The 26764-nt window shown below is 63.2% G+C and carries 21 protein-coding genes and 1 tRNA gene; 12 read left to right on the forward strand and 10 right to left on the reverse strand.

Features of this window, described 5'->3' with window-relative positions:
* Positions 1–9: 9 nt before the first annotated feature.
* Complete coding sequence (locus ACSFC7_RS13645) at positions 10–1125, reverse strand: Gfo/Idh/MocA family protein (RefSeq protein WP_436343347.1); 1116 nt, start codon at positions 1123–1125, stop codon at positions 10–12.
* A 279-nt stretch (positions 1126–1404) separates the two neighbouring features.
* Between ACSFC7_RS13645 and ACSFC7_RS13650 the strand changes: the two genes are divergently transcribed.
* A complete protein-coding gene (locus ACSFC7_RS13650) occupies positions 1405–2115 on the forward strand; it encodes a ThuA domain-containing protein (protein WP_436343348.1) in 711 nt (236 codons plus the stop codon).
* 30 nt (positions 2116–2145) lie between these two features.
* On the opposite strand, the gene ACSFC7_RS13655 is transcribed toward ACSFC7_RS13650, so the two are convergent.
* The 3 genes from ACSFC7_RS13655 to ACSFC7_RS13665 all read right to left on the reverse strand — a co-directional run bounded on the left by ACSFC7_RS13655 (position 2146) and on the right by ACSFC7_RS13665 (position 4821).
* A complete protein-coding gene (locus ACSFC7_RS13655; RefSeq protein WP_436343349.1) occupies positions 2146–3432 on the reverse strand; it encodes a TIGR00341 family protein in 1287 nt (428 codons plus the stop codon).
* A 150-nt stretch (positions 3433–3582) separates the two neighbouring features.
* Positions 3583–4434: a translation initiation factor eIF-2B gene (locus tag ACSFC7_RS13660; protein WP_436343350.1), complete on the reverse strand. Its 852-nt coding sequence runs from the start codon at positions 4432–4434 to the stop codon at positions 3583–3585.
* Between the two features lie 63 nt (positions 4435–4497).
* Positions 4498–4821, reverse strand: coding sequence for a DUF5783 family protein (locus ACSFC7_RS13665; protein ID WP_436343351.1), 324 nt, complete (start codon positions 4819–4821; stop codon positions 4498–4500).
* Positions 4822–5170: 349 nt separating this feature from the next.
* On the opposite strand from ACSFC7_RS13665, the gene ACSFC7_RS13670 reads away from it, so the two are divergent.
* The 5 genes from ACSFC7_RS13670 to ACSFC7_RS13690 all read left to right on the forward strand — a co-directional run bounded on the left by ACSFC7_RS13670 (position 5171) and on the right by ACSFC7_RS13690 (position 9224).
* Positions 5171–5494, forward strand: a complete 324-nt coding sequence (locus ACSFC7_RS13670) for a hypothetical protein (protein ID WP_436343352.1) — start codon at positions 5171–5173, stop codon at positions 5492–5494.
* A gap of 205 nt (positions 5495–5699) precedes the next feature.
* Positions 5700–6776, forward strand: coding sequence for an Mrp/NBP35 family ATP-binding protein (locus ACSFC7_RS13675; RefSeq protein WP_436343353.1), 1077 nt, complete (start codon positions 5700–5702; stop codon positions 6774–6776).
* Positions 6773–7030 carry a hypothetical protein gene (locus ACSFC7_RS13680; RefSeq protein ID WP_436343354.1) on the forward strand — a complete coding sequence of 86 codons (258 nt, stop codon included), beginning with the start codon at positions 6773–6775 and terminating at the stop codon, positions 7028–7030. The genes ACSFC7_RS13675 and ACSFC7_RS13680 overlap by 4 nt, the downstream gene beginning before the upstream one ends.
* Before the next feature lie 344 nt (positions 7031–7374).
* Positions 7375–8382, forward strand: coding sequence for a helix-hairpin-helix domain-containing protein (locus ACSFC7_RS13685; RefSeq protein ID WP_436343355.1), 1008 nt, complete (start codon positions 7375–7377; stop codon positions 8380–8382).
* A 215-nt stretch (positions 8383–8597) separates the two neighbouring features.
* Entirely contained in the window at positions 8598–9224 is a 627-nt protein-coding gene (locus ACSFC7_RS13690; protein ID WP_436343356.1) for a uracil-DNA glycosylase, read from the forward strand.
* Positions 9225–9248: 24 nt separating this feature from the next.
* Here the strand turns inward: ACSFC7_RS13690 and ACSFC7_RS13695 are convergent, their stop codons facing one another.
* Positions 9249–9485: a hypothetical protein gene (locus ACSFC7_RS13695; RefSeq protein WP_436343357.1), complete on the reverse strand. Its 237-nt coding sequence runs from the start codon at positions 9483–9485 to the stop codon at positions 9249–9251.
* Between the two features lie 170 nt (positions 9486–9655).
* Between ACSFC7_RS13695 and ACSFC7_RS13700 the strand changes: the two genes are divergently transcribed.
* From ACSFC7_RS13700 to ACSFC7_RS13710, 3 genes are all read left to right on the forward strand, one after another.
* Positions 9656–10423, forward strand: a complete 768-nt coding sequence (locus ACSFC7_RS13700; RefSeq protein WP_436343359.1) for a hypothetical protein — start codon at positions 9656–9658, stop codon at positions 10421–10423.
* A gap of 40 nt (positions 10424–10463) precedes the next feature.
* Positions 10464–10547, forward strand: a tRNA-Ser gene (locus ACSFC7_RS13705).
* 550 nt (positions 10548–11097) lie between these two features.
* Positions 11098–12951: a hypothetical protein gene (locus ACSFC7_RS13710; RefSeq protein ID WP_436343360.1), complete on the forward strand. Its 1854-nt coding sequence runs from the start codon at positions 11098–11100 to the stop codon at positions 12949–12951.
* Between the two features lie 172 nt (positions 12952–13123).
* Here the strand turns inward: ACSFC7_RS13710 and citE are convergent, their stop codons facing one another.
* From citE to glmS, 5 genes are read right to left on the reverse strand one after another with little or no spacing between them, the layout of a single operon-like run.
* The gene (gene citE, locus ACSFC7_RS13715) at positions 13124–14167 is read right to left on the reverse strand and encodes an L-malyl-CoA/beta-methylmalyl-CoA lyase (RefSeq protein ID WP_436343362.1); all 1044 of its coding nucleotides are present in this window, start codon (positions 14165–14167) and stop codon (positions 13124–13126) included.
* Positions 14168–14220: 53 nt separating this feature from the next.
* Positions 14221–15330, reverse strand: a complete 1110-nt coding sequence (mch, locus tag ACSFC7_RS13720; RefSeq protein WP_436343363.1) for a 2-methylfumaryl-CoA hydratase — start codon at positions 15328–15330, stop codon at positions 14221–14223.
* Entirely contained in the window at positions 15323–16600 is a 1278-nt protein-coding gene (locus ACSFC7_RS13725; RefSeq protein ID WP_436343364.1) for a methylaspartate ammonia-lyase, read from the reverse strand. Before ACSFC7_RS13725 ends, mch begins: the two co-directional genes overlap by 8 nt.
* A complete protein-coding gene (locus tag ACSFC7_RS13730; protein ID WP_436343365.1) occupies positions 16597–18036 on the reverse strand; it encodes a methylaspartate mutase subunit E in 1440 nt (479 codons plus the stop codon). The genes ACSFC7_RS13725 and ACSFC7_RS13730 overlap by 4 nt, the downstream gene beginning before the upstream one ends.
* The gene (gene glmS, locus ACSFC7_RS13735; protein ID WP_436343366.1) at positions 18037–18492 is read right to left on the reverse strand and encodes a methylaspartate mutase subunit S; all 456 of its coding nucleotides are present in this window, start codon (positions 18490–18492) and stop codon (positions 18037–18039) included.
* Between the two features lie 138 nt (positions 18493–18630).
* On the opposite strand from glmS, the gene mct reads away from it, so the two are divergent.
* The 3 genes from mct to ACSFC7_RS13750 all read left to right on the forward strand — a co-directional run bounded on the left by mct (position 18631) and on the right by ACSFC7_RS13750 (position 26626).
* Entirely contained in the window at positions 18631–19806 is a 1176-nt protein-coding gene (mct, locus tag ACSFC7_RS13740) for a succinyl-CoA:mesaconate CoA-transferase (RefSeq protein WP_436343368.1), read from the forward strand.
* 329 nt (positions 19807–20135) lie between these two features.
* Positions 20136–22154 carry a hypothetical protein gene (locus tag ACSFC7_RS13745; protein ID WP_436343369.1) on the forward strand — a complete coding sequence of 673 codons (2019 nt, stop codon included), beginning with the start codon at positions 20136–20138 and terminating at the stop codon, positions 22152–22154.
* A 218-nt stretch (positions 22155–22372) separates the two neighbouring features.
* Positions 22373–26626, forward strand: a complete 4254-nt coding sequence (locus ACSFC7_RS13750; RefSeq protein WP_436343371.1) for an Eco57I restriction-modification methylase domain-containing protein — start codon at positions 22373–22375, stop codon at positions 26624–26626.
* Positions 26627–26764: the final 138 nt, after the last annotated feature.

Consider the following 26764-nt stretch of genomic DNA (forward strand, 5'->3'; position numbering starts at 1 on the left):
GGAGGATCGTCAGTTGAGTCGTGCCCGCTGCTCGGCCTCGAGCGTCGGTTCCGGAAGCTGCGTCGCGCGGCCGGTCTCGCTCGAGCGGTAGATCGCCTCGATCACGCGCTGGACCGTCAGGGCCTCCTCGACGGTGTTCGTCGCGGGAGGGGTGCCGGCGGCGACGGCCGTGAGGAACTGTTCGTCCTGTTCCGTGTACCCGGTCAGCGACGAGTCGCCCGTGAGGCTCACGTCGGCGTAGTGATCACAGCCGGCAGTTCCCGTCTCGAGGATGTCGAGGGCCGTGTCGCCGATTTCGAACTGCGCGCCGGCGTTCGTGCCGCGCACGCGGAAATCCATACTTTCCTCGCGGTTGGTCGCCCACGCGGCCTCGAGCGAGATGGTCTCGCCGCTCGCACAGCGGACGAAGGCGCTGACGGAGTCGTCGACCTCGTAGGTCTCGCTCTCGGCGTCCCAGTTGTCGCCGAAGCCGTCGGGGTCGGCGTACTCTTCGGTCGTTCCGAACGTCGTTCTGGTGACGCCGGAGACCTCCGTGATCTCCGGGAAGTCGAGCGCGTAGAGGGCGAGGTCGAGCGCGTGGACGCCGATATCCAGCAAGGCGCCGCCGCCGGCGAGTTCGGGGTCGGTGAACCAGGAGCCGGGGCCGGGAACGCCCCGTCGCCGAACGTAGTTCGCCTCGACGTGCGTGAGGTCACCGAACCGGCCGCGAGCGTGTTGGTCGCTGAACATGGCCATCGACGCGGCGTGACGGTTGTGAAAGCCGACCATACAGATGCCGTCCGCTCTCGCTGCCGTCCGGACGATCCGCTCCGCGCTCTCTAAGGTGTGCGCGAGCGGTTTCTCGACGAGGACGTGACAGCCGGCCTCGAGGGCGTCGACGGTGATCGGTTCGTGGAATCGGTTGGGAGTCGTCACGATGACGGCGTCGACGGCGTCGTCTTCGACGAGCCCCTCGTGGGTTTCGTACGTCTCTGCACCGAACTCGTCGGCGAATCGTTGGCGCTGTCCCTCGACGAGGTCGGCACCCGCGACGACGTCGGCACCGAGTTCCGTGATACTTCGCGCGTGGAGGTGGCCCATTCCGCCGAGGCCGACGATCCCGACGCCGATTCCGGTACCGATCATCGCGAAACCTCCGATTGCTGACGCGTCACGAAGGAGGCGCAGTGAGAAACAACCCATTTCGATCTCGTTTGTGTACGATTCCAGTCCATAGAGAGAAGGGGGCGGCGATCAAAATAAGGGTTGTGACCGATTAATCTATGTAATATGATTATCTTTCTCCGTGCATTACAGTATTACTCCAAGTACTTTCGAGAATAGTATCCATAATTGTATATTTTTCCGTGACTGTTCCGGCTCCGTACCAGCTACCATAAGAGCCTGGCCGCTGACGACCAGTCGATGGCTGGAGTCACGATCTGGAACGAGTTCCGACACGAGCGCGAAGACGACGACGTCGCGGCCGTCTATCCGGACGGCATGCACGCGTCGATTGCCGATGGACTCGACGACCGCAGTGGTGAGTCCGAACACGACATCCGTACCGCGACGCTCGACGAACCCGACCACGGACTCACCGAGGCGGTCCTCGAGAGCACTGACGTCCTGCTGTGGTGGGGCCACGAAGCCCACGACGAAGTCTCGGATACGGTCGCAGAGCGCGTACAGGAGCGCGTGCTCGAGGGGATGGGCCTGATCGTCCTCCACTCCGGTCACTACTCGAAGCCGTTCAAGCGGCTCATGGGAACCACGTGCAGTCTGCAGTACCGCGAGGACGGCGCGAAAGAGCGGCTCTGGGTCGTCGACCCCGGGCACCCGATCGCCGACGGACTCGAGGAGTGTATCGAGCTGCCACGAACGGAGATGTACGGCGAGCCGTTCGACGTTCCCGAGCCGGATCGGCTCGTCTTCAACAGCTGGTTCGAGGGCGGCGAGGTGTTCCGCAGCGGCTGTTGCTACCGACGCGGGAGCGGCCGGATCTTCTACTTCCGACCGGGCCACGAGACGTATCCGATCTACGAAAACGACGACATTCGGCGGGTGCTCCGCAACGCCGTCGATTGGGCCAGCCCGACGGAGGGCGCGCCGCGGACGTTCGGCGAACGGGACTGAGCGGCGACCGGCGACCGCGACGCGTGGCGGTCAGCCACTTCGCTGGGTATCGATCAGTTCGACGGCGACCTCGAGATCAGTGCCCGTCGCTTCCTCCAGCAGTTCCCGGACGGTGTCGGCGAAGTCGGGCGGTTCCTGCTCGCCGGGCGGTCGCTCGACGAGGACGGTCACCGACGGCCGACCACCGCTGTAGACGTCGACGAGTTCGTACTCGATGGTGCTCTCCTGGAAGTACAGATCGTCGAAGGCCGGGTCGTCGGACATCGCCTCGAGTTCGGTTCGGATGTCGTGTTCGACGGCGGCGGTCTGATAGGTTCCGTAGGTAACGCCGCCGAGCACGAGCGAGAGCACGGCGATCGCGACGAGGAGCACGACGACTCGCGAGCGCAACTGGCCGTACGCGTGATCGATACGGTCCGTTCGGTGCGGGCGGTAGCCGGAGAGCCACAACAGGATCAGCGCGGTGAGGTTGATCGAGAGCAGGTTGACGAGGACGAGCGTCCCGGCGGTGACGACGACGGTCGGGTGGCCCCAGGCGACGCCGAGTCCGGCGGTGGCGGCCGGCGGCACGAGTGCAACCGCGATGGCGACGCCGACGAGCACCGAGCCGACGTTACGGACGAGACTGACGACGCCGGCGACGCCCGATCCGAGCGCGAGAAACAGCGCGAGAACGTTCGGCGTGATCCGCTCTCTGATCTGGGGGACCGTCGTGATGTCGAACCCCGGCGGGAGCAACACCGTCCCACGCAGCAGCCAGCCGATCACTGCCGCCGTCGCGACGGCGACGACGATCCCGGCGACCTGCAGGAACACCCCGCGTCTCGCGAGCGCATCGTCGTCCACGACGACGCCGACGCTCGCGGAGAGCGCGGGCCCCATCAACGGCGCGACGACCATCGCACCGATGATGGTCGCCGCGGAGTCGAGCAACAGCCCGGCCGTCGCGATGGCGGTGCTCACCACGAGCAGCACGAAGTAGGTCGACGCAGCGGGCGCGAGATCGGCCGCCCGCGACTGGAGCTCTTCCCGGGAGATCCTGGTTCCGGCGAACTCACGGTGCAGTTCGTCCGCCCGGCTCGAGACGACCGTTTCGGAGGCCGTGACTACCGTGTACGACCCTTCGCCGAGACCGGCCGCTCGAAGGTCCGAGAGAAACGGTTCGACCGCGGCCGGCGGAACGGGAACCGAAACGAGCGCCTCGAACTCGCCGCGACTCGTCTGTTCGGAGACGGCGTAATCGACGCCCGTCGCTTCCGCTGTCTCGAGGACGAGCTCCAGATCGCCGCGTGGGACGAACACCTGAACGAGGCGCATACGGGTGTTACGACGGAAACGGGGATAGGCTGTCGCCACGGCGACGTGACTGTTCAGCCGCCGTGTCGGTGTGAGCGGACCGCTCCCGCAGCAGTATCGGACGAACCGCTCTCCGTCGACGATCGAACGGGTAAAACAGAACTCGAGGAGTTAGAACTCCTGACGCCCTTCGTCCGTGACGACGCTCTCGAGCAGTTCGACCGGCGTCGCGTCGTAGTTCGGATTTTCGACGGCGAATCCTTCGGCGGGTTCCGGCATGACCTCGCTGCCCGTCCGGAACTCGTTCTCGAAGACGAACCCCTCGCTGACGATCTTTGACGCCGACCCCAGTACGGTGACCGGCACGTCGAGTTGGGCGGCCGTCGCCGCGATCGGGAACGTCCCCACGCGGTTGTACAGCGTGTCGTCGACGATGCAGTCCATGCCGACGACGACGCGATCGCACTCCGCGAGATAGACGCCGTGTGCGCTGTCCGTGATCAGCGTCGCGTCGACGTCGTCCATATCGGCGAGCGTTCGGGCCGTCTTGCGGCCGATGTAGCGCGGTCGCGCCTCCGTGATGTAGACGTCGAAGTGCTTGCCCGCCTCGGTCGCCCGCTCGAGCGCCTCGAGCACCGTCGAGGAGTAGTCGTGGGTCAGCAGCGTCGCGCCGTCCTCGAGGATCTCGGCGGCGTTTTCGGCCGCCAGTCGTTTTCCGGACTCGACCCGCGAGACGACCGCGTCGATCTTCTCCTGGGTGAGTCGTTTCGCCTCCTCGACGCTATCGGGATCGGCGTCGGTGACGTCGTCGACGACGGCTCGAACCGCGTTCTGCAGCGAGGCGTGCGACGGGTTGGCTCGTCGGAGCACCGAGCCGTTGCGCTCGAGCGACCGGACGTACTCCTCGACGGTGGCGAACTCCCGATCGACCAGTTCCTCGAGGGCCCGCGTCGCGCGTACGGCAACCACCGAGGAGCTGTGACTCTGCATCTCCTGGATCTCCTCGACCGTCTCGTCGATCATACCTGCACAGATTCCCGTCAGCGGGAAAGGTGTTCCGGGTGGGTACGGCGACCGAACCCGGACTCAGTCGGCCGATTCGAAGCCGAAGATTCGCCGTAGCTCGCGTTCGATTCGCTCGACGAGTTCCTCGAGGACGACGTCGAACTGCTCGTGGTCGGCGACCGCACCGACGCGTTCTCGCGCGTCGTCCGGTACCTCGACGCGGAACTCGCCCTCTCCCTCGTAGAACGGCTCGCTCTCGCTCAGCACCTTCCGGTCGATCGCCTTGAGCACCGTCGAGTCGTACCGGCCGTGAAGCTGGTTGTAGGCGTTCGAGTAGGCCTCCTCGAGTTCCTCGAAGTAGTGGATATACTTGTCCTCGAACTTCTCGGGATCGAACTCGGTCATAGTCGGTCGTGGGGTAGCGGGCGGGTAAACGGTTCGGGACTACGTCGCGTAGGGACCGTCGGCTTTTGTTCGATTACTGGAGAGAAAATCGAACTCACCGTTATCAATCGGGATAAATCGAACTTACTGCTATCGTGGCAACAGGAATTTCCACGCCCTCCCCAACCGATTCGCTCACTTCGTCTGCTCACGGGCGCAACGCGCCCGTTCGCATGGTATGCGGGACCGGAGGTCCCGCACTATTCGCTCATCCCTCGCACGGTGTCGGCGATGCCCCTTCGCACTGCTCGGGACCTCGCCAGCGCGCGCCACAGCAAGCTTACCTGCTCGAGTCGCTTAGGCCCCGCCGATGACCGTCACCGTCCGCTACACCTGTCCCTACTGCAACGCCGTCGTGAGCCTCGAGCGACCGCCGGATCTCGCGGATCGGTCGGTCACGAAAGTTCGTCAGCCGGGCTGGGAGTACGCGGACCCCGACGATCCGGACCGCGAATCCGCCGACGGGATCGAGTTTCTCTGCGGCGAGGACGGTCCGGTCACCGACCTCGAGGGCGAAGCAGTCGACGGCTGTGGACGCCCCTTCTATCTGAACTTCGTGCGGTACGAGCAGGGGGTCGAACTCGAGCCGGATCCGCCGACCTACGGCGGGCCGCGGTTCGATTTCAACGCGTAACCATCTGTACCGGATGGATCGCTCCGACGAGCCGAGTCTCGCCGCGCAGCTCTACGGCCTCGACCGCCTCGTCGAGGGCGAGAGCATCTGGCAGGACAGAGATGAACCGGTGACGTGGGACTGACGGTTCGAGTGGGTCGCCGTCTCCATCTCCGCCTCTCGAGTCGAACACAACCCTTTTCGACGGTCGGTGCTACCTTCGGATATGGACGAAGCCGCCGTTCGCGACCGCCTCCGGACGGTCGAAGATCCGGAACTCGGCGACGATATCGTCTCCCTCGGACTCGTCAACGACATCGCCGTCGACGGCGACCAGGTCGATATCGATCTCGCGCTGGGTGCACCGTACTCGCCGACCGAGAGCGACATGGCCGGCGAGATCCGCGAACTCCTCCTCGAGGACAGTCTCGAGCCGGATCTCTCGGCGAGCATTCCCGACCGGGACGATTTCTCCAGCGAGGACCAGGTACTGCCGAACGTCAAGAACGTCATCGCCGTCTCCTCCGGGAAGGGCGGCGTCGGCAAGTCGACGGTCGCGGTCAACCTCGCCGCCGGACTCTCGCAACTGGGAGCGCAGGTCGGCCTCTTCGACGCCGACGTCTACGGGCCGAACGTTCCCCGGATGGTCGACGCCGACGAGCCGCCGATGGCGACCGAGGAGGAGACGCTTGTTCCGCCCGAAAAGTACGGCGTGAAGCTGATGAGCATGGCCTTCCTCACGGGCGAGGACGACCCGGTCATCTGGCGCGGTCCGATGGTCCACAAGGTCATCACCCAGCTGACGGAGGACGTCGAGTGGGGCCACCTCGACTACCTCGTCATCGACCTCCCGCCGGGGACCGGCGACACCCAGCTGACGATGCTCCAGACCATGCCCGTCACGGGCGCAGTCATCGTCACGACCCCGCAGGACGTCGCGCTCGACGACGCGCGCAAGGGCCTCGAGATGTTCGCCAAACACGACACCGTCGTGCTGGGCATCGCCGAGAACATGTCGACGTTCGCCTGCCCCGACTGCGGCGGCGAACACGACATCTTCGGCTCCGGCGGCGGCCGCGAGTTCGCCGACGAACACGAGATGCCGTTTCTGGGTTCGATCCCGCTCGATCCCGCCGTCCGCGAGAGCGGTGACGGCGGCAAGCCGACCGTCCTCGCGGACGAGTCCGCGACCGGCGACTCGTTCCGGACGATCACCGAAAACGTCGCGAACAACACCGGGATCGTCCACCGCCGAGGCGTCTCCCAGACCAGACGCAGCGGGGCCGCCTCTCCGGACCGATGACCGTCGACGGCGAAGACGGCGGTGTCGATACCGACACGGAGGCCGCGTTCCACCCCGACCCCGAACGGGTCGAGTTCCTCCGCGAGATCGCCGACGAGATCCGGAGCGACTCCAGCGAGAGCAAACAGCTCGCGAACGTCCTCTACCGAACGAGCGACCTCTACGACGCGGACGAGGAGACGACGCCCGAAGAGATCGTCCGCAACGTCAAGTTCATTCTCGAGGTCACCGAACGCGGCGGGCTCGAGCGCTGAACGGTCGGGTTCTCTGCCGGACGACGGGCCAGACATCTGTCGGGAGGCCAGTTCCCGCCACGATCAACTATTCCATTCCTAGTCGCGACTGGCTATCCAGTCGCAACATCTCCCAACGCCGCATCCACGGCGCTTGAGCGATACGTACCCCGGTAGTTGATTACGGTGTGACACGTGAGTTTGAAAGCTCCAGACTGCAGTCGGTCGCTATGATATGCCTCTCTGTGGTGTCAAATACCCTCTAAGACCATTTAGGGGTATCCCTTATCCGTCTGGAACCTGTTCGTCCGGCTAGGAAACAGCGACGAGGCACCGGACGCCTCGTCACTGGTACCGTCACCATCATGACCGACACAACGTCACCCATCGAAACCACGTTCGAAATGCAACGCCAGTCGATCAAACAGAGCCAGAAGCTGTTCGAGCAGGGACTCGAGTTTCAGGAGAACGCCGCCGAATCGTTCCTGCGTAACGGCTTTGCCGCTCAGCGAAGCGCCCAGCGCCAGGGAACCGAACTCGCCCGACACTTCTTCGACGCACAGCTCGAGGCCCTCGAGTCGTCTCTCGACGAGAACGGACGCGACGTCCGGTCGACGATCGACCAGCAGTTCGAGGAGGGGACGAAACAGACCCAACAGCTGCTGAACGACGGGTTCGAGCAGAGCGCCGACCTGTTCCAGCGCATGCTCCACGCCCAGTTCGACGCGCTCGAGACGGCCCTCGATAGAGACGGCTCCGACGTGTGTACGGCCGTCGATCGGCAGTTCGCCGAGTTCGAACGGACCCAGGACGAGGCCTGGGACGAGTTCGAGACGGAGTTCCTCCACGCAGTCGAAGACCTCACCGACCAGCAACAGCAGTTGTTCGCCGACTCGATCGACTCGGTCCTCGACGTACAGCAGGAGACCGAACAGCAGACCGTCGAAGGGGTCCGCCGAGCCGAGGAGACCGCCGAGACCGTCCAGAAACAGACTGAGGAGGTCGCTGAAACCGTCCAGCAGGGAACTGAAGCGACCGTGCGAACGACCCAGCAGCAAACCGAACAGATCGCCGAGACGACGCAGGAGAGCGCACAGGATATCGTCGGCGAAGCCGCGGAGGCAACCGAGGACCTCGCGGTCGACACGACGAACGCGATCGAAACCGCGACCGAACAGGGTACCGACGCTGCAGAGCAGAACCTGCAAGCCCTCGAGGGCGTCGGCCAGACCTACGCCGACCGTCTCGCCGAGGCGGGTATCGAAACCCTCGCCGACCTCTCCCGGGCGCAAGCGAACGCCGTCGCTGAGGCCGCCGAAATCTCGCAGGCCCGCGCGTCCGACTGGATTCAGGCCGCACAGTCCCAGGCCTGATCGACCGTCCCACGTACCACCGGCAGCGCGGTCCGCAGCCGACAGTTCGATTTTTCGAGTCGTGTTCGCTCCAGCGGACGGCCGCCTCTCGAAAGAGAGGATCGTCGGTCTCGGTCGTTGCGCGACACTCACGGGCCAGGCGCGTCGCTTTTAGCTTCCCCGTCCGAAACGCGGGTGTGGACGCGAATCAACGGTCTCGATCGAACCCGTACGGTATGGACGAGGAGTGCCGAAATTGTCCGGCGCTCTGTGAGACGCGGACGCAGGTTGTCCACGGCTACGGCGACGTCTCGGCGGACTTTCTGTTCGTCGGCGAGCGACCGACCGCGAGCGCCGACGAGTTGGGCGTGCCGTTCGCGAGCCCCGAGCCGTCGTCCGACGACGACGGCGCGGACGCCCGATCGGGAACCAGCCTCCGGCGGATGCTCGAGCGACTCGGCCTCTGCGATTCGACCTCGCCGGCGGAGGAACCCGTTCTCGAGAACGTCTACCTGACGAATCTGACGCGGTGTCGCGATCCCGACCGGCGGCCGACCGACGAGGAGATCGGCAACTGTGACCCCTATCTCACCGCCGAGATTCGAATGATCAACCCCGAGATCCTGATTCCCGTCGGCGAGCGAGCGCTCCGTGAACTCGGGATGGAGTACACGACGACACCGGCCGGCGAACTCTCGCTGCCGGCCGATCACGCGACGCGGATCCGCGGCCGCGGATTCGAACTCGTTCCCATGGTGGAACCACGCGACCAGTCCGACGGGCAGACACAGGCGTGGCTCGAGGCGTTCGTCGATCTGATGGCGTCGGATTATCGCCAGACGAAGGGGCAGCGGGATCGGTGATCGAAGCGCGAATCTACAGGCGGTTCACCAGTACGGGCCTTCGAGCCACCGTTTGGAGCGCGCGCCGAGTACGACCAGTGCGCCGACGAAAGCGATCGTCGCGATGAGCACGGCGATCGTCGGCGCGAAGTAGTCGCCGGACTCGATCAGGTAGCCGTCGGCGAAGCTCCAGAGCCCGATCACCGCGAGCGAAGCGATGGAGAGCGTTCCGAGCAGTCCAACCGAGCGCGGAATCGATCGCGTAACTGTTTGATCGTCCATACGGAATTCCTTACGTCCCACCACTATAATTCGTCCGACGCCGGCCGATAGGTGGATGCGAACTCGCGGCCTCGTAGAAGGAGGAACGCGAACTCGCGGCTCGTGAATCGATCGTCGAGGCGTCCGCCGGAAGCGCCGCGTTCAAGGTCGGCGGACACCGAGAGCCGTCCATGAACGTCGTCGTTCCGGTCGATCCGCCCCGGGAGGGTCTCGTCCTGTCGTCGCTCGTCGATCGAACGCCGCTCTCGGACGCCGAGGCGCGCAGTCTCTACGAGGCTGCCGTCGTCGACGTGCTCCGGGCGGTCGCCTCGAGCGGGGGCGAGCTACTGGTCAACTACCGCGACGCGGAGACGCTCCCGGACGAGTTCGCCGGCGGCGACCCCGAAGCCGAGGTCCGCGCGTTGGCCGCCGACGCCCTCGGTGCATTTACCGAGGACACCGGCGACGGTGACGATGATGGCGTCCGATTCGAACGACAGGTCGGCTCGAGTCGAACGGCCAGGGTCGGGAACACCGTCACGCACCTTCTCGAACGCGAGGAGGTGGGGAGCGTCGGCGTCCTCGAGCCGACGGTTCCCCTCGTCGCTCGCACGCACATCGACGGTGCCGCGATGTCGATCCGTCGGCACGACGTCGTCCTCGGACCGTCCTCTGAGGGCCGAACCTATTTCGCGGCCTTCAGGGATTCGATCGACTTCGGCGACGCGTACGCCGTTCCCGAGGTGGTGACGCTGGCCGATCGGGCACGCGAGGCTGGACTCGGCATCGGCTTCGCGCCGATACGTCCGACCGTCGCGACGCCCGCGGGGCTTCAATCGACGATTGCGTTGCTCGAGGCCGGACGGATCGCGGAGAAGCCGGGTGCCGAGGCGACGGCCGCCGTGGTGGACGAACTCGGACTCGAGATCGGGGCTGACGGGACGCTCGAGCGGACGTAACCGACAACCCTTTTTGAACGGACGGAAAAGGCGGAGGTGAGGTGGGGTGGCAGAGCGGCCTAACGCGCCTGCCTTGAGAGCAGGTGGCTGTCAAGCCTCATGGGTTCAAATCCCATCCCCACCGTTGCTGTCCTCAAAAGAGTGCGTCGCACTCTTTTGGACATCGCGGAGTCTGGCGGGACGTATGTCCCGCTGACCTCGCGGGAACTTCGTTCCCGCTTAGCTTCACTCCGCTCAGTCGCGAACAAATTCGTGAGCGACAGCGAGTACGATGGCATTCGAACGTGATCGAGGCGCTCCACGGAGCGTGCTGTGCGTGGGCGACTCCCGCCAGAATGGAGCGGTTCTCAGTCGACTGAAGACGGGCCACAGCGCCCGGAGAAACTGGTCTGCCCGGCAATCTCCCGAATCACCGAGCGTGGAGCGACCAGATATCGCTGACTCTCTTCTCAGAACTGGTATTCTCGTACAACTGTAGGTTATCCGCTGCAAGAATACCGTCCTTTCTCAAACTGGACGACAGTGTTCCACCTATGAGTGGGGACCAGATAGAACGGCGAACGCTCCTCAAAGGAGTCGCAGCAGGTGGTGTCGTGGCAGGTGGCGTTGCGAGTGGCAGCACTATCAGTAATGAAACGTCTCGAAGAGTACAGAACGTCGATCGCGAACACACCGTGCAACCGGGAGCGCGAATCCTGTTCGAGGCCGACATCGAGGATCCGGACGCAGACTGGGACGTAGAGTGGCAGATCGACGGCGAACGCGTCCGGTACGACGCTCATTACGACGCGCGAACGCAGGACTACTATCAGTACGTCGAGCAGTACGGCGCGACGTACTTCACCGAAACGTTCGACTCGAGCGGGACGTACGAGGTCACCGCCTACGTCTTCTACGATCCGGACACCGAGAATCGCGACGATCCGGACTACGACCAGGCCGACGTGATACAGTGGGAAGTACACGTCACATCGGACGGGACGACGCCACCGTCCGTCGATAGTGCAGATCCGGACCCCGGCGAAACGCTCGCGGTCGGGCGCAACGAGCCCTTCGAGATCGACGTCGACGTGTCCTCGCCCGACAGCGATCTCGATCGCACCGTCTGGTGGCTCAGTCAGGCGGACGTCGTCCTCGAGTTCGGCGATCCGGACGGGAACGACGCGACGCTGGAAGTCGACGGGGGCGCGGGCTGTCACACCTGCGCGATCACGTCCTGGCTGATCACCGAGGACAATCTGCTGGCGAGGCCGGAGCCGTGGGTGCTCAATCACGAGGAAGACGTCCCGGCAACGTTCCGGGTCGCGGAGATGCAGACGAACTCCCCGATCGGGGGCGGGGAGACCCTCGAGGTCACCGCGACGATTCACAACATCGGTGACGAAACCGGGACGACCGACGTGGACCTCGTCGTCGGCCATGACCCCGAGATCGAAGACAGCCAGATGCTGACCCTCGATCCCGGCGAATCGACCGAGATCACCCTGCTGTTCGAAGCGGGCGACCCGGCGGGCGAGGTCGAGGAGTTCCCGGTGGTGGTCGACACCGGTGCGGACACGGCCTCCGAAATGGTCGCCGTCGAGTCCGATGGACCGACACCGGCGACGTTCAACGTGATGGATATGACGACCAACTCGCCCGTCGGCGGCGGGGAGACACTCGAGGTCGACACCACGATCGAGAACGTCGGCGACGAAACGGGGACCACCGATATCGAACTCGTCGTTGGGCACGACCCAGTAGTCGAGGATAGCGAGATGTTGACGCTCGAGGCAGGCGAATCGGCCGACCTCACGCTCACGTTCCAGGCGGGACAGCCGGCGGGTGACACCGAGGAGTTCCCGGTGGAAGTCGACACCGGCGCGGACACGGCGTCGGAAATGGTCGTCGTCGAGTCCGATGGGGGGACCACGCCAGCGACGTTCAACGTGATGGGGATGTCGACGAACTCCCCGATCGGTGGCGGGGAAACGCTCGAGGTCGATACCACGATCGAAAACGTCGGCGACGAAACCGGGACCACCGACGTGGACCTCGTCGTCGGTCACGACCCCGAGATCGAAGACAGCCAGATGCTGACCCTCGATCCCGGCGAATCGGCCGACCTCACGCTGACGTTCCAGGCGGGCCAGCCGGCGGGCGACACCGAAGAGTTCCCGGTAGTAGTCGACACCGGGGCGGACACGGCCTCCGAAATGGTCGTCGTGGAGGCCGACGAAACGGTCCCGGCGACGTTCAACGTGATGAGTATTAGCACGAACTCACCCGTCGGCGGCGGGGAGATTCTCGAGGTCGATACCACGATCGAAAACGTCGGCGACGAAACCGGAACTACCGATGTAGTGCTCATCGTCGGCCACGATCCGGCAGTCGAGGACAGCGAGATGCTGACGCTCGAGGCCGGCGAATCGGCTTCGCTCACGCTGACGTTCCAGGCGGGCCAGCCGGCGGGCGACACCGAAGAGTTCCCGGTCGAGGTCGACACTGGAGCGGATTCAGATGCTGTCATGGTCGTCGTCGAGCAGTAATCGACTCGTCGAGGGTGGTAGCGATCCCGTTCCAGATTCGCCCCTCACTGCGCAATCGTCACTCGAGAAGTCCTGATTTCAGCTGCGACAGCCGACCGGCCGACGCTCGGTCTCGTACGGCACGAAAAAGCGACGTTCGGTCGTCGAACCCGGTCCGTATCCGCCTCGAGCGTTACTGGTAGGAGAGGTCCAGATCCCGAGCGCGCTCGAGCAGGCGCTCGTCGTAGTACTCCTCGGTCTGGGCGGGTCGGGTGTCGTCGATCGACCGGACCTGCTGGATCGTGTTGCGGAAGACCTTGAATGTGGCTTCGTCGACCATCTGGCCGTCGAGGGTGACCGCGCCGGTGCCCTCCGCCTTGGCCTCGTTGAAGCGCTCGATCTTGCTCACGTCGCGTTCGAGCTCCTCGGGCGTGGGCATGTGGATCGTGTTGGCCTGGATCGTCTGCTTGGGGTAGAGCGACCAGGAGCCGTCGAGGCCGAGGTGGGCCTCGTGTTCGACCTGATCCGCGTAGGCGTCGGCGTTGTAGTAGGTCAGGCCGGCGCGTTCCTTGAACAGGTCGTCGAAGGGGCCGCCGATACAGAGCAGGTCGCCGGCACTGGCCTCGTTCGAGAGCGCCTCGAGCAGGCCGTCCCAGCGCGGGCGACCGTCACCGAGGTCTCGGGCACCGAGTTCGGCCGCGTAGTCGACGGGGCCGAAGACGAGTGCGGTGAGTCGGGACTCGGCACCGTACTTCGAGATTTCGCGCAGGTCAGAGCGGGCGCGACCGGTCTCGACGATGATCGAGAGCTTGATCGATCCCTCGTCGTAGCCGTGCTCGGCTTCAGCGTCGGCGACGACGTCGGCGGCGCGCTCGACGTCCTCGATACGGCCGACCTTCGGGACGACGACGCCGTCGATCTCGTCGCCGATCTCGCCGACGAGCTGGTCGATCTGTTCGCGGCCGCGGTCGCGGAACGAGGCGTCCTCGTAGCTCCACTCGACGCGGGGCCAGATCTCGCCCGCGAACTCGTGTTCGGGGACGAGTTCGATCGTGTTCTCGAGCCCCTCGTCTTTCATGTTCGGCGCGGTGCCGTCCTCCATGTCGGGGACGAGCCAGTCGGGGGCCTGGAAGCCCTCGGCCTCGAGGCCGGAGCGGAGGTACTTCGCCGAGTCGTCTTTCGGAACGGCGGCCGGTGCGGTCTGGAAGGTTCGGCAGAGTCGGATGTCTTCAGTCATGGCTTGTGAGTCGGTGGTGTTCTGTCCGCAGTTGTCTGTGATTCGCTACCGTGTTAGGTCGGTCGCTTTCGGATCTCCGCCGTGCGCGTCCCCGAGTAGACGGGTTCGTCGTCCTGATTGAACGCGATGTGCTGGAAGCGGACGGTTCCCGCTTCGTCGCTCCCACTGTCGTTCTCGGACGACGTCCGAGAGCCAGTCGAGGTTTCCTCGACGTTGTCTTCGGCCTCGAGGACGCGCGTGAAGGCGTAGACGGTGTCGCCCACTGCGACGAACGTGTGGAACGACTCGTCGTCGAAGCCGACCTCGCGCCAGGTCCGCTCGTCCGAGCGAGCGTGACCCAGCGCGGTCGAGCGGGTCACGTCGCCGTAGGTGACGATGTCGCCCGACGGCGAGTCGCTCATCACGTCGACGTTGTGGTGCTGTTTGGCCGTATTGAGCGTCGACAGGGGCAACGAGGCGACGGTGACGTCGTCCTGCGTGCGACCGCGCTCGTGGCGGTAGGCGACGGCCGCGTTCTCGTCGTTGGCCGTCTCGAGGGCCTCGACGAAGTCCTCGAAGTAACCGCCCTCGGGGGCGACGAACGTTTCCGGGAGGTCGGGCCCGTCGCCGTCTTCTTCAGCAGCTGCAGTTCCGCTTCCGTCGGTCGCGACCGGTTCGCGACGCGGGATCATGTTCGTGCGCTCGTAGGAACAGAGCACGTCACCGGTCTCGGCGTCCTTCCCGCGGGTGCGCCAGGAGACGATGCCGTACTCGGGTCGGGAACTCGAGGTCGCTCTGTTGACGACCTCGCTCTCGACGTGGAGTTCGGTGCCCGTGTAGACGGGTGCCTCGGGGAATCGCACGTCGGTGCGGCCGAGGAAGTAACCCCCCTTCTCGCTCAAATCCTCGACGGTGATGCCGAGGGTTGCAGCGGTCAGATAGTCCGGGTGGACCGGGGGTTCGTCGTAGCCGCGGGCTTCGGCGGCGTCGGTCCGCCAGTAGGCGGGGTCGTGGTTCAGCGTCTGGCTCATCCAGGACTCGTTGCCGAACTGGGTGAGCGTGAGTCCGGGGTCGTGTTCGATGACGTCCCCCTCCTCGAAGTCCTCGAAGCAGTTGCCCTTCTCCTTGGTCTCGACCTGTTCGAGTGCCTGTACAAACGTATCGGGATCGGTCCAGTCAGTCATCGGCGGTAACTTCGTCAGTGTGTGTTGGTAACTCTTCGCGTTCGCGCCGCGCGATCGTTCGTCGCATCTCGTTTTCGACGATCATGTACCCCTCGTCGAAGCCCATGCCGGGCTTTGCGAGCACCTGCGCCGCGTTCGTCGCGAGCGCGACGTGGGCGCAGGCACGCGCTGAGGTCTCCGTTTCGTTGCAGGTCCCGCCGAGATAAGCGCGGGTCTCGGTCCCCTCGCAGTAGCGCACCGCCAGTCCGCTGCGGTGAATGCCGCCCAGGTCGGGCGTCTTGATCTGCACGAGATCGGCCGCTTCGGCGTCGACGAAGGCCTGGACGTCCTCGAAGGTGTTACACCACTCGTCGGCGACGATGTCGACCGAAACGCCCGCATCGGCGAGCCCCTCGCGGAGTTCGACCATCGCGTCGATCTGTCGCTCGCGGTCGCCGACGTCCATCGGTCCCTCGATCTGGATCGGGTACGGCGCGGCGGCCGCCTTGAGGTCGGCGAAGTAGTCGACCACTTCGTCGCGGTCGTATGGCGCGCCGAAGGTCTCACCGATCATGCCGTAGACGTCGATGTGGAATCGCGGCTCGTAGCCCTCGGGGCCGAGTTCCTGTGAGCGCTGATTGAGCCAGTCAACGTACTCGAGCAGGGTCTCGCCGTTTTCGCCGATCTTCTCGACGCTGTTGATGAGCGCGTGGGGCAGGACGGGGACGCCCTTGACGAACATCTTCTCGGTGTTGTTGTAGCGGTCGTCGCCGGACTGACCGAAGACGGGCACCGGCTCCGTCGCGGGCTCGGTGTCCAGTGCGTCGGCCATGACGTCCGTCCGCGTCGTATTGTCGGCTTCCGCTGCGGCGGCGAGCAAGGCCTGTGAGACGCCGTACCGGATCGCGGTGTGGAGGCGGTCTCCATCTACTTCCATCTCCTCGAGCAACTCGGCGTTCGCGAGGAACTCGGTCGCGTCCCGGCCGACGAGTTCGTCGGCGACGGGACCCTCGATGACGGGTGCGTACTCCTCGGCCTGGAACAACGGATCGCGCCCGCCGGCGCCGGAGTACTGGACCGCGGCGCAGTCACCGCGGACGACGGTACCGTCAGCGAGTTCGACGTCGACGATGATCGACTCGCCGGCCTGGCGAATCTCGTCGAAGCCGTCGGTGACGGGGACACCCTCGTAGGTGAACCCGTCGTGTTCGGCACCCTGCTTGATCGCGCGCTGGTCGTCGAAGAAGAACCCGGAGTAGCCGGGCGTTGCGTACACTCCTGTAATATTCATGGTTTGACGTCACCCTGTGGTCTGCCGATGAGTTTGCCGTCACTGATCGCGTCGACGTCGTCCGCGACCATGCGGAACGACTGTTCCCGGCCCTCCGTCGCGGCGCGCTGGGAGAGTCGGGCCTTGTGAATCTCCTTGATATCGTCGTCCATCTCGAGGTCGGCCCACTCGAAGATGCGGACCCGACCGTCGTCGTCTCGAGCCGGAAGCACCGCACCGGCCGCGCTGTCGCTGGGTGCGAAGGGCACGTCAAGTGCGCCCGAGTCGAACGCCTTAAGCGTCCCCTGGACGACGTCGCCGTCGCCGTGCTCGAAGATGGTGTCCATCAGACACCGGGTCTCGCGTTCGATGAGGTCCTGCTCCTTCTCGATGCCGTCGATGTCGATCTGCTGTTCGATCGCCATGTCGATGACCTGCCGCGTGGTGCGCAGGCCGGCGGAGTTCGCTTCCTTCGTCGGGACTCCCTGGAACTCCTGTGGGGACTTGGTGATGACCTTGTCCGGCTGGGCGATGGCTGCGGTCATGCCGCCGAAGCTGATCACGCCGTTAGCGCGGGCCTCGTCCGGCGGGAAGCCGCCCATCCACTCGTGGAAGACCGTCGTGACGACGACCTCGTCGGGCAGATACTCGTTGCCCAGCTTCTTGAGCGCGTTCAGGGCCGCGACGTCTTGCACGACGTTGCCGACCTGTCCGTAGCCGAGCGTGATCGATCGCACGCCCTGGGTCGCCGCCAGCTGGCCCTCGACGATCATGATCGCGATGGCGATCGAGGGCGGGACGAGCGTCCCGGTCAGCGGTCCGAACGGCTCGCGGTTGATCCGGATGCCGCGTTCGGTGTACGCCCCCGCCAGTCGGTCGACGAACTGCCACCGCTCGATGGTCTCCTCGAGGCCGTGACGTTTCGTGTAGGGGATGTTGTAGGAGATCGGCCCGCCTTCGAAGCTCTGAAAGCCGCCCGCGAAGGTGATCGCCGCCAGCAGCCGGGCGTCCGGCGTGCCGTGACGAACCTCGATCGGGGCGTCGACCGCGTCGATCAGCTTCCGGCAGCCGTCGATACCGTGGTTGACGGCCGGAAAGCCGTTGAGCGTGTCGTCGCCCGTCTCGCGGGCCTTCTCGAGCCCTTGCTGGGCCTTCTCGTACTCGTTGTCGCGCGTGTACGAGTCGATCGTGGTCGGCAGGAGATCGGCCTGGCCCTCTTCGTGAAGGTACTGGAGGAGTTCGATCTGGTCGTCGAGTCGGGGCACGCCGGCTCTCGGCTGGAGGAGCGGTTTGTCGGCCGACTCGAGGACGTCCGCGAATCGCTTGTGCTGGGGGAGCGACTCGTGGTACTCGATGGCCGCTTCGAAGTCGACTTCGTCTCCGGTGTGCCAGTCGGACCGAATCTCCTCGTCGATACGCCGTAGCTCGTCAGCGGGAATACGTTCGTCTCGTATCATCTAGGAACTGATAGTAGCGCGTTCCGACTCGGTCGGTGTAATCTGCAGGTCCTGTCGGAGCGCCTCGATCGCGTCTTCGGGATCGGTTTCGGAATCGAAGACGCGATCGAAGCCGAGCTCCCGGAACGTTCGCCGGGTCTGCTCGAAGTCGTCTTGGCCGACGGCGAGGTTGCCACCGATGTAGGTGACTGCGTCGACCCCCGTCGCGTCGAGGACCTCGTGGAATCCCTGACAGTCCTGCTCGGCGTGGCCGTAGAGCGACGAGACCAGTACGGCCTCGGCGTCGTGGTCTACAGCGGCGTCGGCGAACTCCTCCTGGGAGGTCTGGACACCGAGGTTGACAACGTCGAAGCCTGCTGCGCTGAAGGCCTGCTCTAGGATTGTGATTCCAACGACGTGGGCGTCTGAGCCGATCACGCCGAGGACGACCGTTTGGGACATCGTATGCAGAACCATGAGGAACGCCCCTATAAACTTAATGATCTTCCATGATAATACTCCTTAAACATCCTAACAGGGTCCCTATGGGACGATGTCACAATGTACATTATCGATGGTAAGGATTTTGGTCGTGGTCTGGGAAGGGGAGCGTACATGGGAGCACTTTCGAATCTACGCGTGCTCGATCTGACCCAGGTCCTCGCTGGGCCGTACTGCACGATGTTACTCGCGGATATGGGCGCGGACGTCGTCAAAATCGAGCGCCCGGGCGGCGATATGATCCGCTCGAACCCGCCGTTCGTCGACGACCCCGAGACGGAAGCCTACGGCGGCTACTTCCAGAGCGTCAACCGCGGCAAGAAGAGCATCGAGCTGAATCTCGGCGACGAGGAGGACCGCGCGGACTTCCTCTCGCTCGTCGAGGAGGCCGACATCGTCGTCGAGAACTACCGTGCGGGGACGATGGAGAAGTACGATCTCGGCTACGAGACGCTCACGGAGTACAACGAGGATCTCATCTACTCCTCGATCCGCGGCTTCGGCGACCCGCGCACGGGAGAAACCGATCGGCAAGGCCAGCCCTCCTTCGACCTCATCGCTCAGGCGCTGGGCGGCGTCATGGAGACCACCGGCCAGCCCGACGGCCCGCCGACGAAGACCGGTCCCGGCGTCGGCGACCTCTTTACGGCCACGCTGAACTGCATCGGTATTCTGGCTGCGGTCAACCACCGCGAACAGACCGGCGAGGGTCAGTACGTCGACACCGCCATGTACGACTCGATGCTCAGCTTCACCGAGCGCGCCGTCTACCAGCAGTCCTACACGGGCGAGGCACCCACCCGTCGGGGCAACTCCCACCCGACGCTGTTCCCCTACAACGCCTTCGAGACCGACGACGGCTACGCCGTCATCGCCGCGTTCAACAACAACCACTGGGCGGAACTCTGTGAGATCATGGATCGCGAGGATCTGGCCGACGAGCACCCCACGACGCCCGAGCGACTCGAGAACCGCGAGATGCTCCGAGAGGAGATCGCCAACTGGGCGCTCGAACAGACCAACGACGAACTGGTGGGGAAACTCGAGGGCCGCGTCCCGGCCGCACCCGTCCAGACCACGGAGGAGATCTTCGAGGACGAGCACGTCCGGATTCGAGACATGCTCGTGCCCGTCGAACAGCCCGGTGCCGACCGCGACGTCGAAATCGCGGGTAACCCGATCAAGATGAGCGAGACGACGCCGCAGCCTCGCGGGCGTGCGCCGCTGTTGGACGAGCACCGCGAGGAAATTCTGGGCGAGGAAGAAGCGGAAACGGCGGCCGACGACTAGTCGGGGTCGCTCCGCTCCACGCTCGCCTCAATCCAGTTCTCGACCCACTGCGTAGCGTCTTCGTCCCACTGCGTACCGTCTTCGTCCGCGATCGAAAGACTCGAAACGACGACGGACCGCGCGAGCGCCGCTCACGCATCGGCGACGTTCGCGCACGCGTTCGGCTACGTTCGTGGCGAATCCACCTCTCTAACGATTTCGAACCGAACAGTCAGCCACAACGGGGACGTTGCCGGGCCAACGCTCAAGCCGAACGCTCTCGACAGGGCCACTACGACGAAGCCGTCGACGCGCTACCCAGTGCTCGACGGTCCGGGACAACGAACACTATGGTTGACGACTCAACGCACGGGACGAGTACCGACGATTCTCGCCTCTCGCGTCGCGGGTACCTCGTCGCGGCCGGGGGTCTCGGAACCGGTCTGGCGGGCGGCTACGCGGGTTATCACCGTCTCCTCGAGCAGCGGTCGGACGACGAATCGTCCCCGCTGGGCGATCCGCCGGGGCCTCGAGAGGACTTCCTCTGGCTCGGCGGCAGCCTGTGGCGGGACGACGCGGTTCGGGAGAATCTGTTCGCGTTCGCGCGCCGCCACGACCTCGCGGTCGCGCTCGTGAAGACGCACTCGGACGAGAACCCGCTCGACGAGAACCTCGAACCGCTGTTGACCGCCGCGAGCGAGTTCGATCTCGAGGTCTGGCTCAACGTGGGGCTGCTGAACGACCTCCCCGCCGAGGAGTTCGTCACCGACGCGGACGCCCGCGAGCGACACCTCGATCGACTTCGGGAGGTGGCGCGCGTCCACGGCGAACTGTTCGACACCGGCCGCATCATCCTCTGGCAGGAGGCGCCGGTCATGGGGGAGTGGGTCGAGGGCGGCGACTGGAACGAGGCGGCGGTCGAGAACCTGATCGAGTTCGGGCCGGAGATATTCGACGCCCAGAAGCGGGCCATCGAGGGGGCGAACGACGCGCTCGACGTCGGTCCGTTCGTCCACTTTCCGTACATCGTCGACTCGAAGCGCTCCGAGGTGTTCGACGCGCTCGCACGCGGCCTGCGGAGACGGAACGCCGATCCCGACTTCGGATTCGTCGACTTCTACCGGGGCTGGTACGAGAAGGACGTCGGGCCGGAACGCGCCGACGACGCCGTCCGCAGCCTCGTCTCGAATACCCGCGAGGCCCTCGAGCGACCCGTGTTCTACCTCGGGCAGTGCCACACCGTCAACCCGAACCACACGCCGAGCAAGCAGGCGATGCGGATGAATTTGCGGGCCTCGATCGAAGCCGGGGCTGCCGGTCTGAGCTGGTACGTCCGCAGCGGCTACGAGCCGACCGAGAGCGGGTTCGATCCCTTCGTTCCGAACGTCGAGGGCGCCGAACTCGAGGGCGACTCGATCAACACGCTGACGATCGCTCGCGACCGGTTCCTGTACCCGTGGCTGGCGACGCTCGAATCCGGTGACGGCTTCGAGGCGGACGAGGCGTTCGATCTCTGGCTGCTCGGCGACGGCTTCGACTTCTACGACCACCGGCTGTCGGTGCGGACCGCGGACGGAGACGGCGACGAAACGTGGGAGTACGTCGGGGACTTCGGCGGGTACGCCGAGGGCGACTACCCCGACGGCAGCGAGGCCACCGATCGGGCGACCGTCTTTCGCGGCCTGGATCGCGACCGCCTGCTGACGGGGGGCGCGCTCGAGTGCCGCGTCGAGACGACCGACAGGGGTTCCAGCGCCGAGTTGCAGTCGGCGCTCGTGATGCCCTGTGAGACGGACGCCTACGTGAGCGAGCGAGAGGCGGCGGCGTTCGCTCGCGGGGACGCGCCACTCGAGGAGTGCAGTCTCGGACGGGTGGACGAGCGAACCGCGTTGGAGCCCGGATCGGCGCAGCAACTCGCGATTCCCGTCGACGGCGGGGGAGCGTCCCTCGAGCGCCTCCGTCACCCCGATCACCTCGAGTCGATCCGCCGGCTGGCGTCGTTCGAGGAGCGCGAGACCGTCGATCCGTCCGATCACTTCGATCTCTGGCTGCGCGGCTCGGACCTCGCTGAGCCGTCCGCCGTCCCGTCGATTTTCGACGCGGACGGGACCGAGCGATCCCCTGCAGCCGTCGGCGTCGTCGCGTCGACGGACGAACTCGCCGTCTGCTACGGCCTCGAGCGAGACCGGTTCCTCGGCGCGGACGGGATCGGACTGAGGGACGACACGGACGCAACCGTCGCAGCGGCCTACGCGATGCCGTACGCCGGCCGCGCCGCGTTTCGCTCGCCCGCTCGAGCGGCCGACCTGCTGGCCGAGCAACCCGGCGAAGCGGAGACGTTCAGCCTCGAGTACGTGGAACTGGAGTGAATCCTCGAGAAGGGTCTCGGACAACGTGTTAGCCGATCGATCTCGAGAGAATCGGCTTCGAACTGATGGCCGAGGGAGAGCGGCTGGAGCGGAACCGACCGGCGAGTACAACCATCCGATGATACCGACACGGATCGCTCGTAACGAGAATCGTCCGTTTCTGTCGAGTTCGATCTACCAGTGGATTCTTGGTATGGCAATTCGAGGTAGCGAATATCATGAGTCAGGCGACGCTGTCGGAGCGGCCGTATGCAAACTCGAATCTCTTCTCCGGTCACTATCTCGACGAGCGGATTCAGGATCGTGAGGAGTGGGACTGCGACGAAGAGGCGGTTGAAGCGATGGCGGAACTGCAAGAACTATACGAACTCGAGTCCGGCTTAGTCGACGGTTACAAGGAGGATCCGCTGATCGACAACTGGATCGACGAGGTGCTCGACGTACTAGGATTCGGGACGAACGTCGAAACGACGTTGCCGGGCGGTGGAGGGTATGTCGACGCGTTGCTCTTCGAAAATACCGAGGTGCGTCGAGATGCAGCCGAGGTCTATCTAAGCAGCGAAGATACAACGGACCTGTTCGATCGCGGAATCGGCTTGGTAGAGGCAAAACAGTGGGACGCCGACTTTACGAAACGGTTCAGCGAGCAGCGGCCCTACCGGAACGCCTCCCATCAGATCAAACACTACCTCGAGCGAACGCCCGAATCGATTCAGTGGGGTGTGCTGACGAACGGACGCAAATGGCGACTCTATGGGACGAAAGACTACGAGACGCAGACGTACTACGAGATCGATCTGCCGGAATTGCTCGAGCGTGGCGACCTCGAGGCGTTCAAATACTTCTATCTGTTTTTCCAGCCGGAAGCGTTCCGGACCGCTGGCGGAACGACATTTCTCGATTCGGTTTGGTCCGAGAGCGAAACGGTCGCTCAAGAACTCGGAGAGGACCTACAGGACAACGTCTTCACCGCAGTGCGGGTACTCGGCCGTGGTTTCGTCGAGACGAACGATCTGGACATCGATCCGGACGACGAAGATGGTCTCGGGGAACTCAAAGAGCAGTCCCTCGTTCTTCTGTACCGGTTGATGTTCGTCCTCTACGCCGAATCACGGGGCCTGATCCACCCGGAGGGCCAGGATGCAGTGACGGAGTACGAGGAGAACTTCAGTCTGGACGAACTGCGCCTCGATATTCACGAGGAGATCGGCGAGGTCGACGAGGGTTTCGATACCTACAGCGAGCGCTCGACGACGATGTGGAGCAGACTCGAGGATCTGTTCCGACTCGTCGACGAGGGTGAGGAGTCGCTCGGCATTCCGCCGTACAACGGCGGACTGTTTAATCAGGACAAACATGAGTTCCTGACCGAACACGAGGTCAGCAATCGCCATATCGCGGAGGTCATCTACCGCATTTCGACGACCGAGAACGACGAGGGACGGTACGTGCTGGCCGACTACGCGGATCTCGACACGCGTCACCTCGGCAGCGTCTACGAGGGGCTGCTCGAGCACCAGTTCCGGATCGCCCCCGAAGACTACGCCGCAGTGTCAGAAGACGGCGGCGAGGTCTGGAAGCCCGCGACGGAGGTGTCGGTTGCAGACGCGGTCGAAACAGTGAACGAGGGAGGACTGTACGTCGTCAACGACGAAGGCGAACGAAAGGCTACAGGCGCGTACTACACGCCGGACTACGTGGTGACCTACATCATCGAGGAGACGGTCGGGCCGCTGGTCGACGAGATCAAAGCCGACCTCGAGGAGCAGGGCTTCGAGCCGGGAACCCACGAGTACCTCGGCGCGTTCTACCGGCGAGCGACCGACCTGAAGATTCTCGATCCCGCGATGGGCAGTGGACACTTCCTCACGCGGGCGACCGAGTACCTCGCGGAACAGGTGATGACCGAGGTACGGGAGATCGAAGAGGCAACGGCGTTCGACGAGCAGCGAGTCCGACGGGACGTCGCGAAGGAGTGTATCTACGGTGTCGACCTGAACGGGATGGCCGTCGAACTCGCGAAGCTCTCGATGTGGCTCGAGACGCTGGCGGCCGACCAGCCACTCGCGTTCCTGGATCACCACCTCAAGGCGGGCAACTCGCTCGTCGGTTCGGACGTGACGGAGGTGCTCTCGAGCGAGACCGACAATAGCGACGGCCAGCTCACGCTCCAGCAGGCGCTGGCGCGGGTGCGCCAGAATACGCTGGAACACGTCATGGAGCGGATGCAGGAGTTGCTGGAGATCGATAACGAGACGCTCGAAGACGTCAAGTCGATGGAGGAGCTGTACGACGAGGTGCGGGGCGATCCGTTCTACCAGCGCCTGTTCGAGTTGACCAACGTGCACACCGCGGAACGCTTCGATCTGGACGTTCCTGAGGGTGCGTACGAGCGGATGGCTCGAGCGATCGACGACGAGGATGAGTGGGCCAAAGTGCAGGAGGAAGACTGGTTCCAGACCGCACGAGAGATGGCCGGTGGAGAGGCGTTTTTCCACTGGGAGTTGGAGTATCCAGAGGTGTTCTTCAATGAGGATGGGGAAAAGCGAGAGAATGCTGGGTTCGATGCGGTGATTGGGAATCCGCCATGGATGGACTTCCAAAAGATTCCAAGCCAACATAGAAAATATCAGCGTGAAAATTACCAATCTGCGAAGGGGAAATATGATCTATATGTCTCATTTGTGGAACGTGGAATATCTCTGCTCGCGGAATCACACGGACAGTTTGGATATATAATCCAAAACCGGTTCCTATCTAGTAGTTACGGTGAAGGAGCAAAACAAGTTTTGAGTGACAAAACGAACGTAAAAGCGATTCTTGATTTCGAAGATGCTAATATATTTGCTAATACTACCACATATCCTCTCATTCTACTCTCATCCATGAAGGATGTAACGGATTTTGAATATGAACATTTGGTAGATGCAACTACAAGTGATGTATCTGATTTCTTACAGGGCGATAAAAGAGGGAATTTCATTTCTACTGAAAAGCTTGATCCAACCCGCCCTTGGATATTCCCTACTGTCGAACAACAATCCGTACTAGAAAGTATTGGAACAGCACAAACAACTCCTCTCAAAGAACTCACAGCGGACATATCCACAGGAGTAAAGACAAATCTAAAAGAGGCATATGTATTCGAAAAACCGATAGAAGAAATCTCTGTTGAGGACACACTGTTACGACCGGTTCTTGACGGAGGCGATATTAGACGATATTCATCACCCAACATTGACAAATATATCTTGTATCCATATCTTGAGTCTGAAAGTGGGGATCTCATTCCAATTGATCTAGAGGAATACCCTCAAGCAAAAGGTCACTTAGAATTATATGAAGAGAGCCTTCGTGATCGACTTTTCTATGAAAAAACGGTCATGGAAATGGGTAAGGATTGGTTTGAATTTCCGTATACAAGTGAAAGTCTACTCCAGAAGAAAATTCTTTTCCCGGATATTTCACCTGAACCACGTGCAACATTCGATCCCACGGGGGAAGCATTAGTACTTAATACAGCTTATGGTGCAGTGCTATCTGCTAAGACCGACCTCGATGAGGCATTCATATCTGCCCTATTTAACTCCACTACGCTGAGGTTTGTATTTACTGTTATCAGCCCACAACTATCTGGAGGATATTATCGCTTCCAAACCCAATATGTGGGTCGATTACCAATCGTTAATATTAGAGAACAAAGTGATAATGTAGACTGTATAAAAACCGAACATCTTCAACTCGGGTTAGAAGAGGATATGGAGAAGGTTGTGTCTAGATATGATTATTTAGGAGACCGGAACTGGGTAACTCATGACCTAGTCAAACAATTAGCTGAAGAAATGGTAACTCTCCAAGAAACAAAAAGCGGATTTAACCTCGATTTGCTGGATTACTTCGGCTCATATCCTACTGATCAAACCCTCGCAGAGGTTGGACTCAGTCAACCGCCTAAAGGTGTTGTCGATTCAATCCTCTTGGACACCACTGAAGACCATGACAACCTACGAATTGGGACCGTCGAGATTGTCCGCGCGTCACCGACCAGCCTTGAGATTCAACTCACAGCCCGCTACAAACCCAAGGACGGAGACGAGTACGAAACCGATCAATGGGGATACACTGAAACCGAACCTCTGCCAGCCCTCCGAATCTCGGACCTCACCGAGACCGAAGCCGACCTGATCGAGGCCTTCGTCCCCGTCGCCGTCGACGAGGCTGGCGGATTCGCCAACTTCCGCGAGACCGCTACCAAGACCAACTCGCCGGTGGATCGCCTCCGAAAGCTCACTCTCCCGAACGTGGACGACGTCCGCGACGGACTGGAGAGCTACCTCGAGACCAGGGAACGAGCGGACGAACTCGAGGCGAAGATCGAGAAGACTGACGAACTGATCGACGAAATCGTCTACGAACTGTACGGGCTGACCGAGGAGGAGATCGAGATCGTCGAGGAAGCGGTTGGGGAGTAGTCCCGCGAGCGACTGACAGAAGCGAGCGGCTTTTTGGACCGGTTTTTGCGTTAGTGGCGAGCGGGGGACCGAAAGTTCTGCGAACCGTTCGCGCGGCGCTGCCGCGCGAAGACGAAGCGAACCCGAGGGGAAGATGGA

Source organism: Natronorubrum halobium, from assembly GCF_051351675.1.
Lineage (GTDB): Archaea > Halobacteriota > Halobacteria > Halobacteriales > Natrialbaceae > Natronorubrum.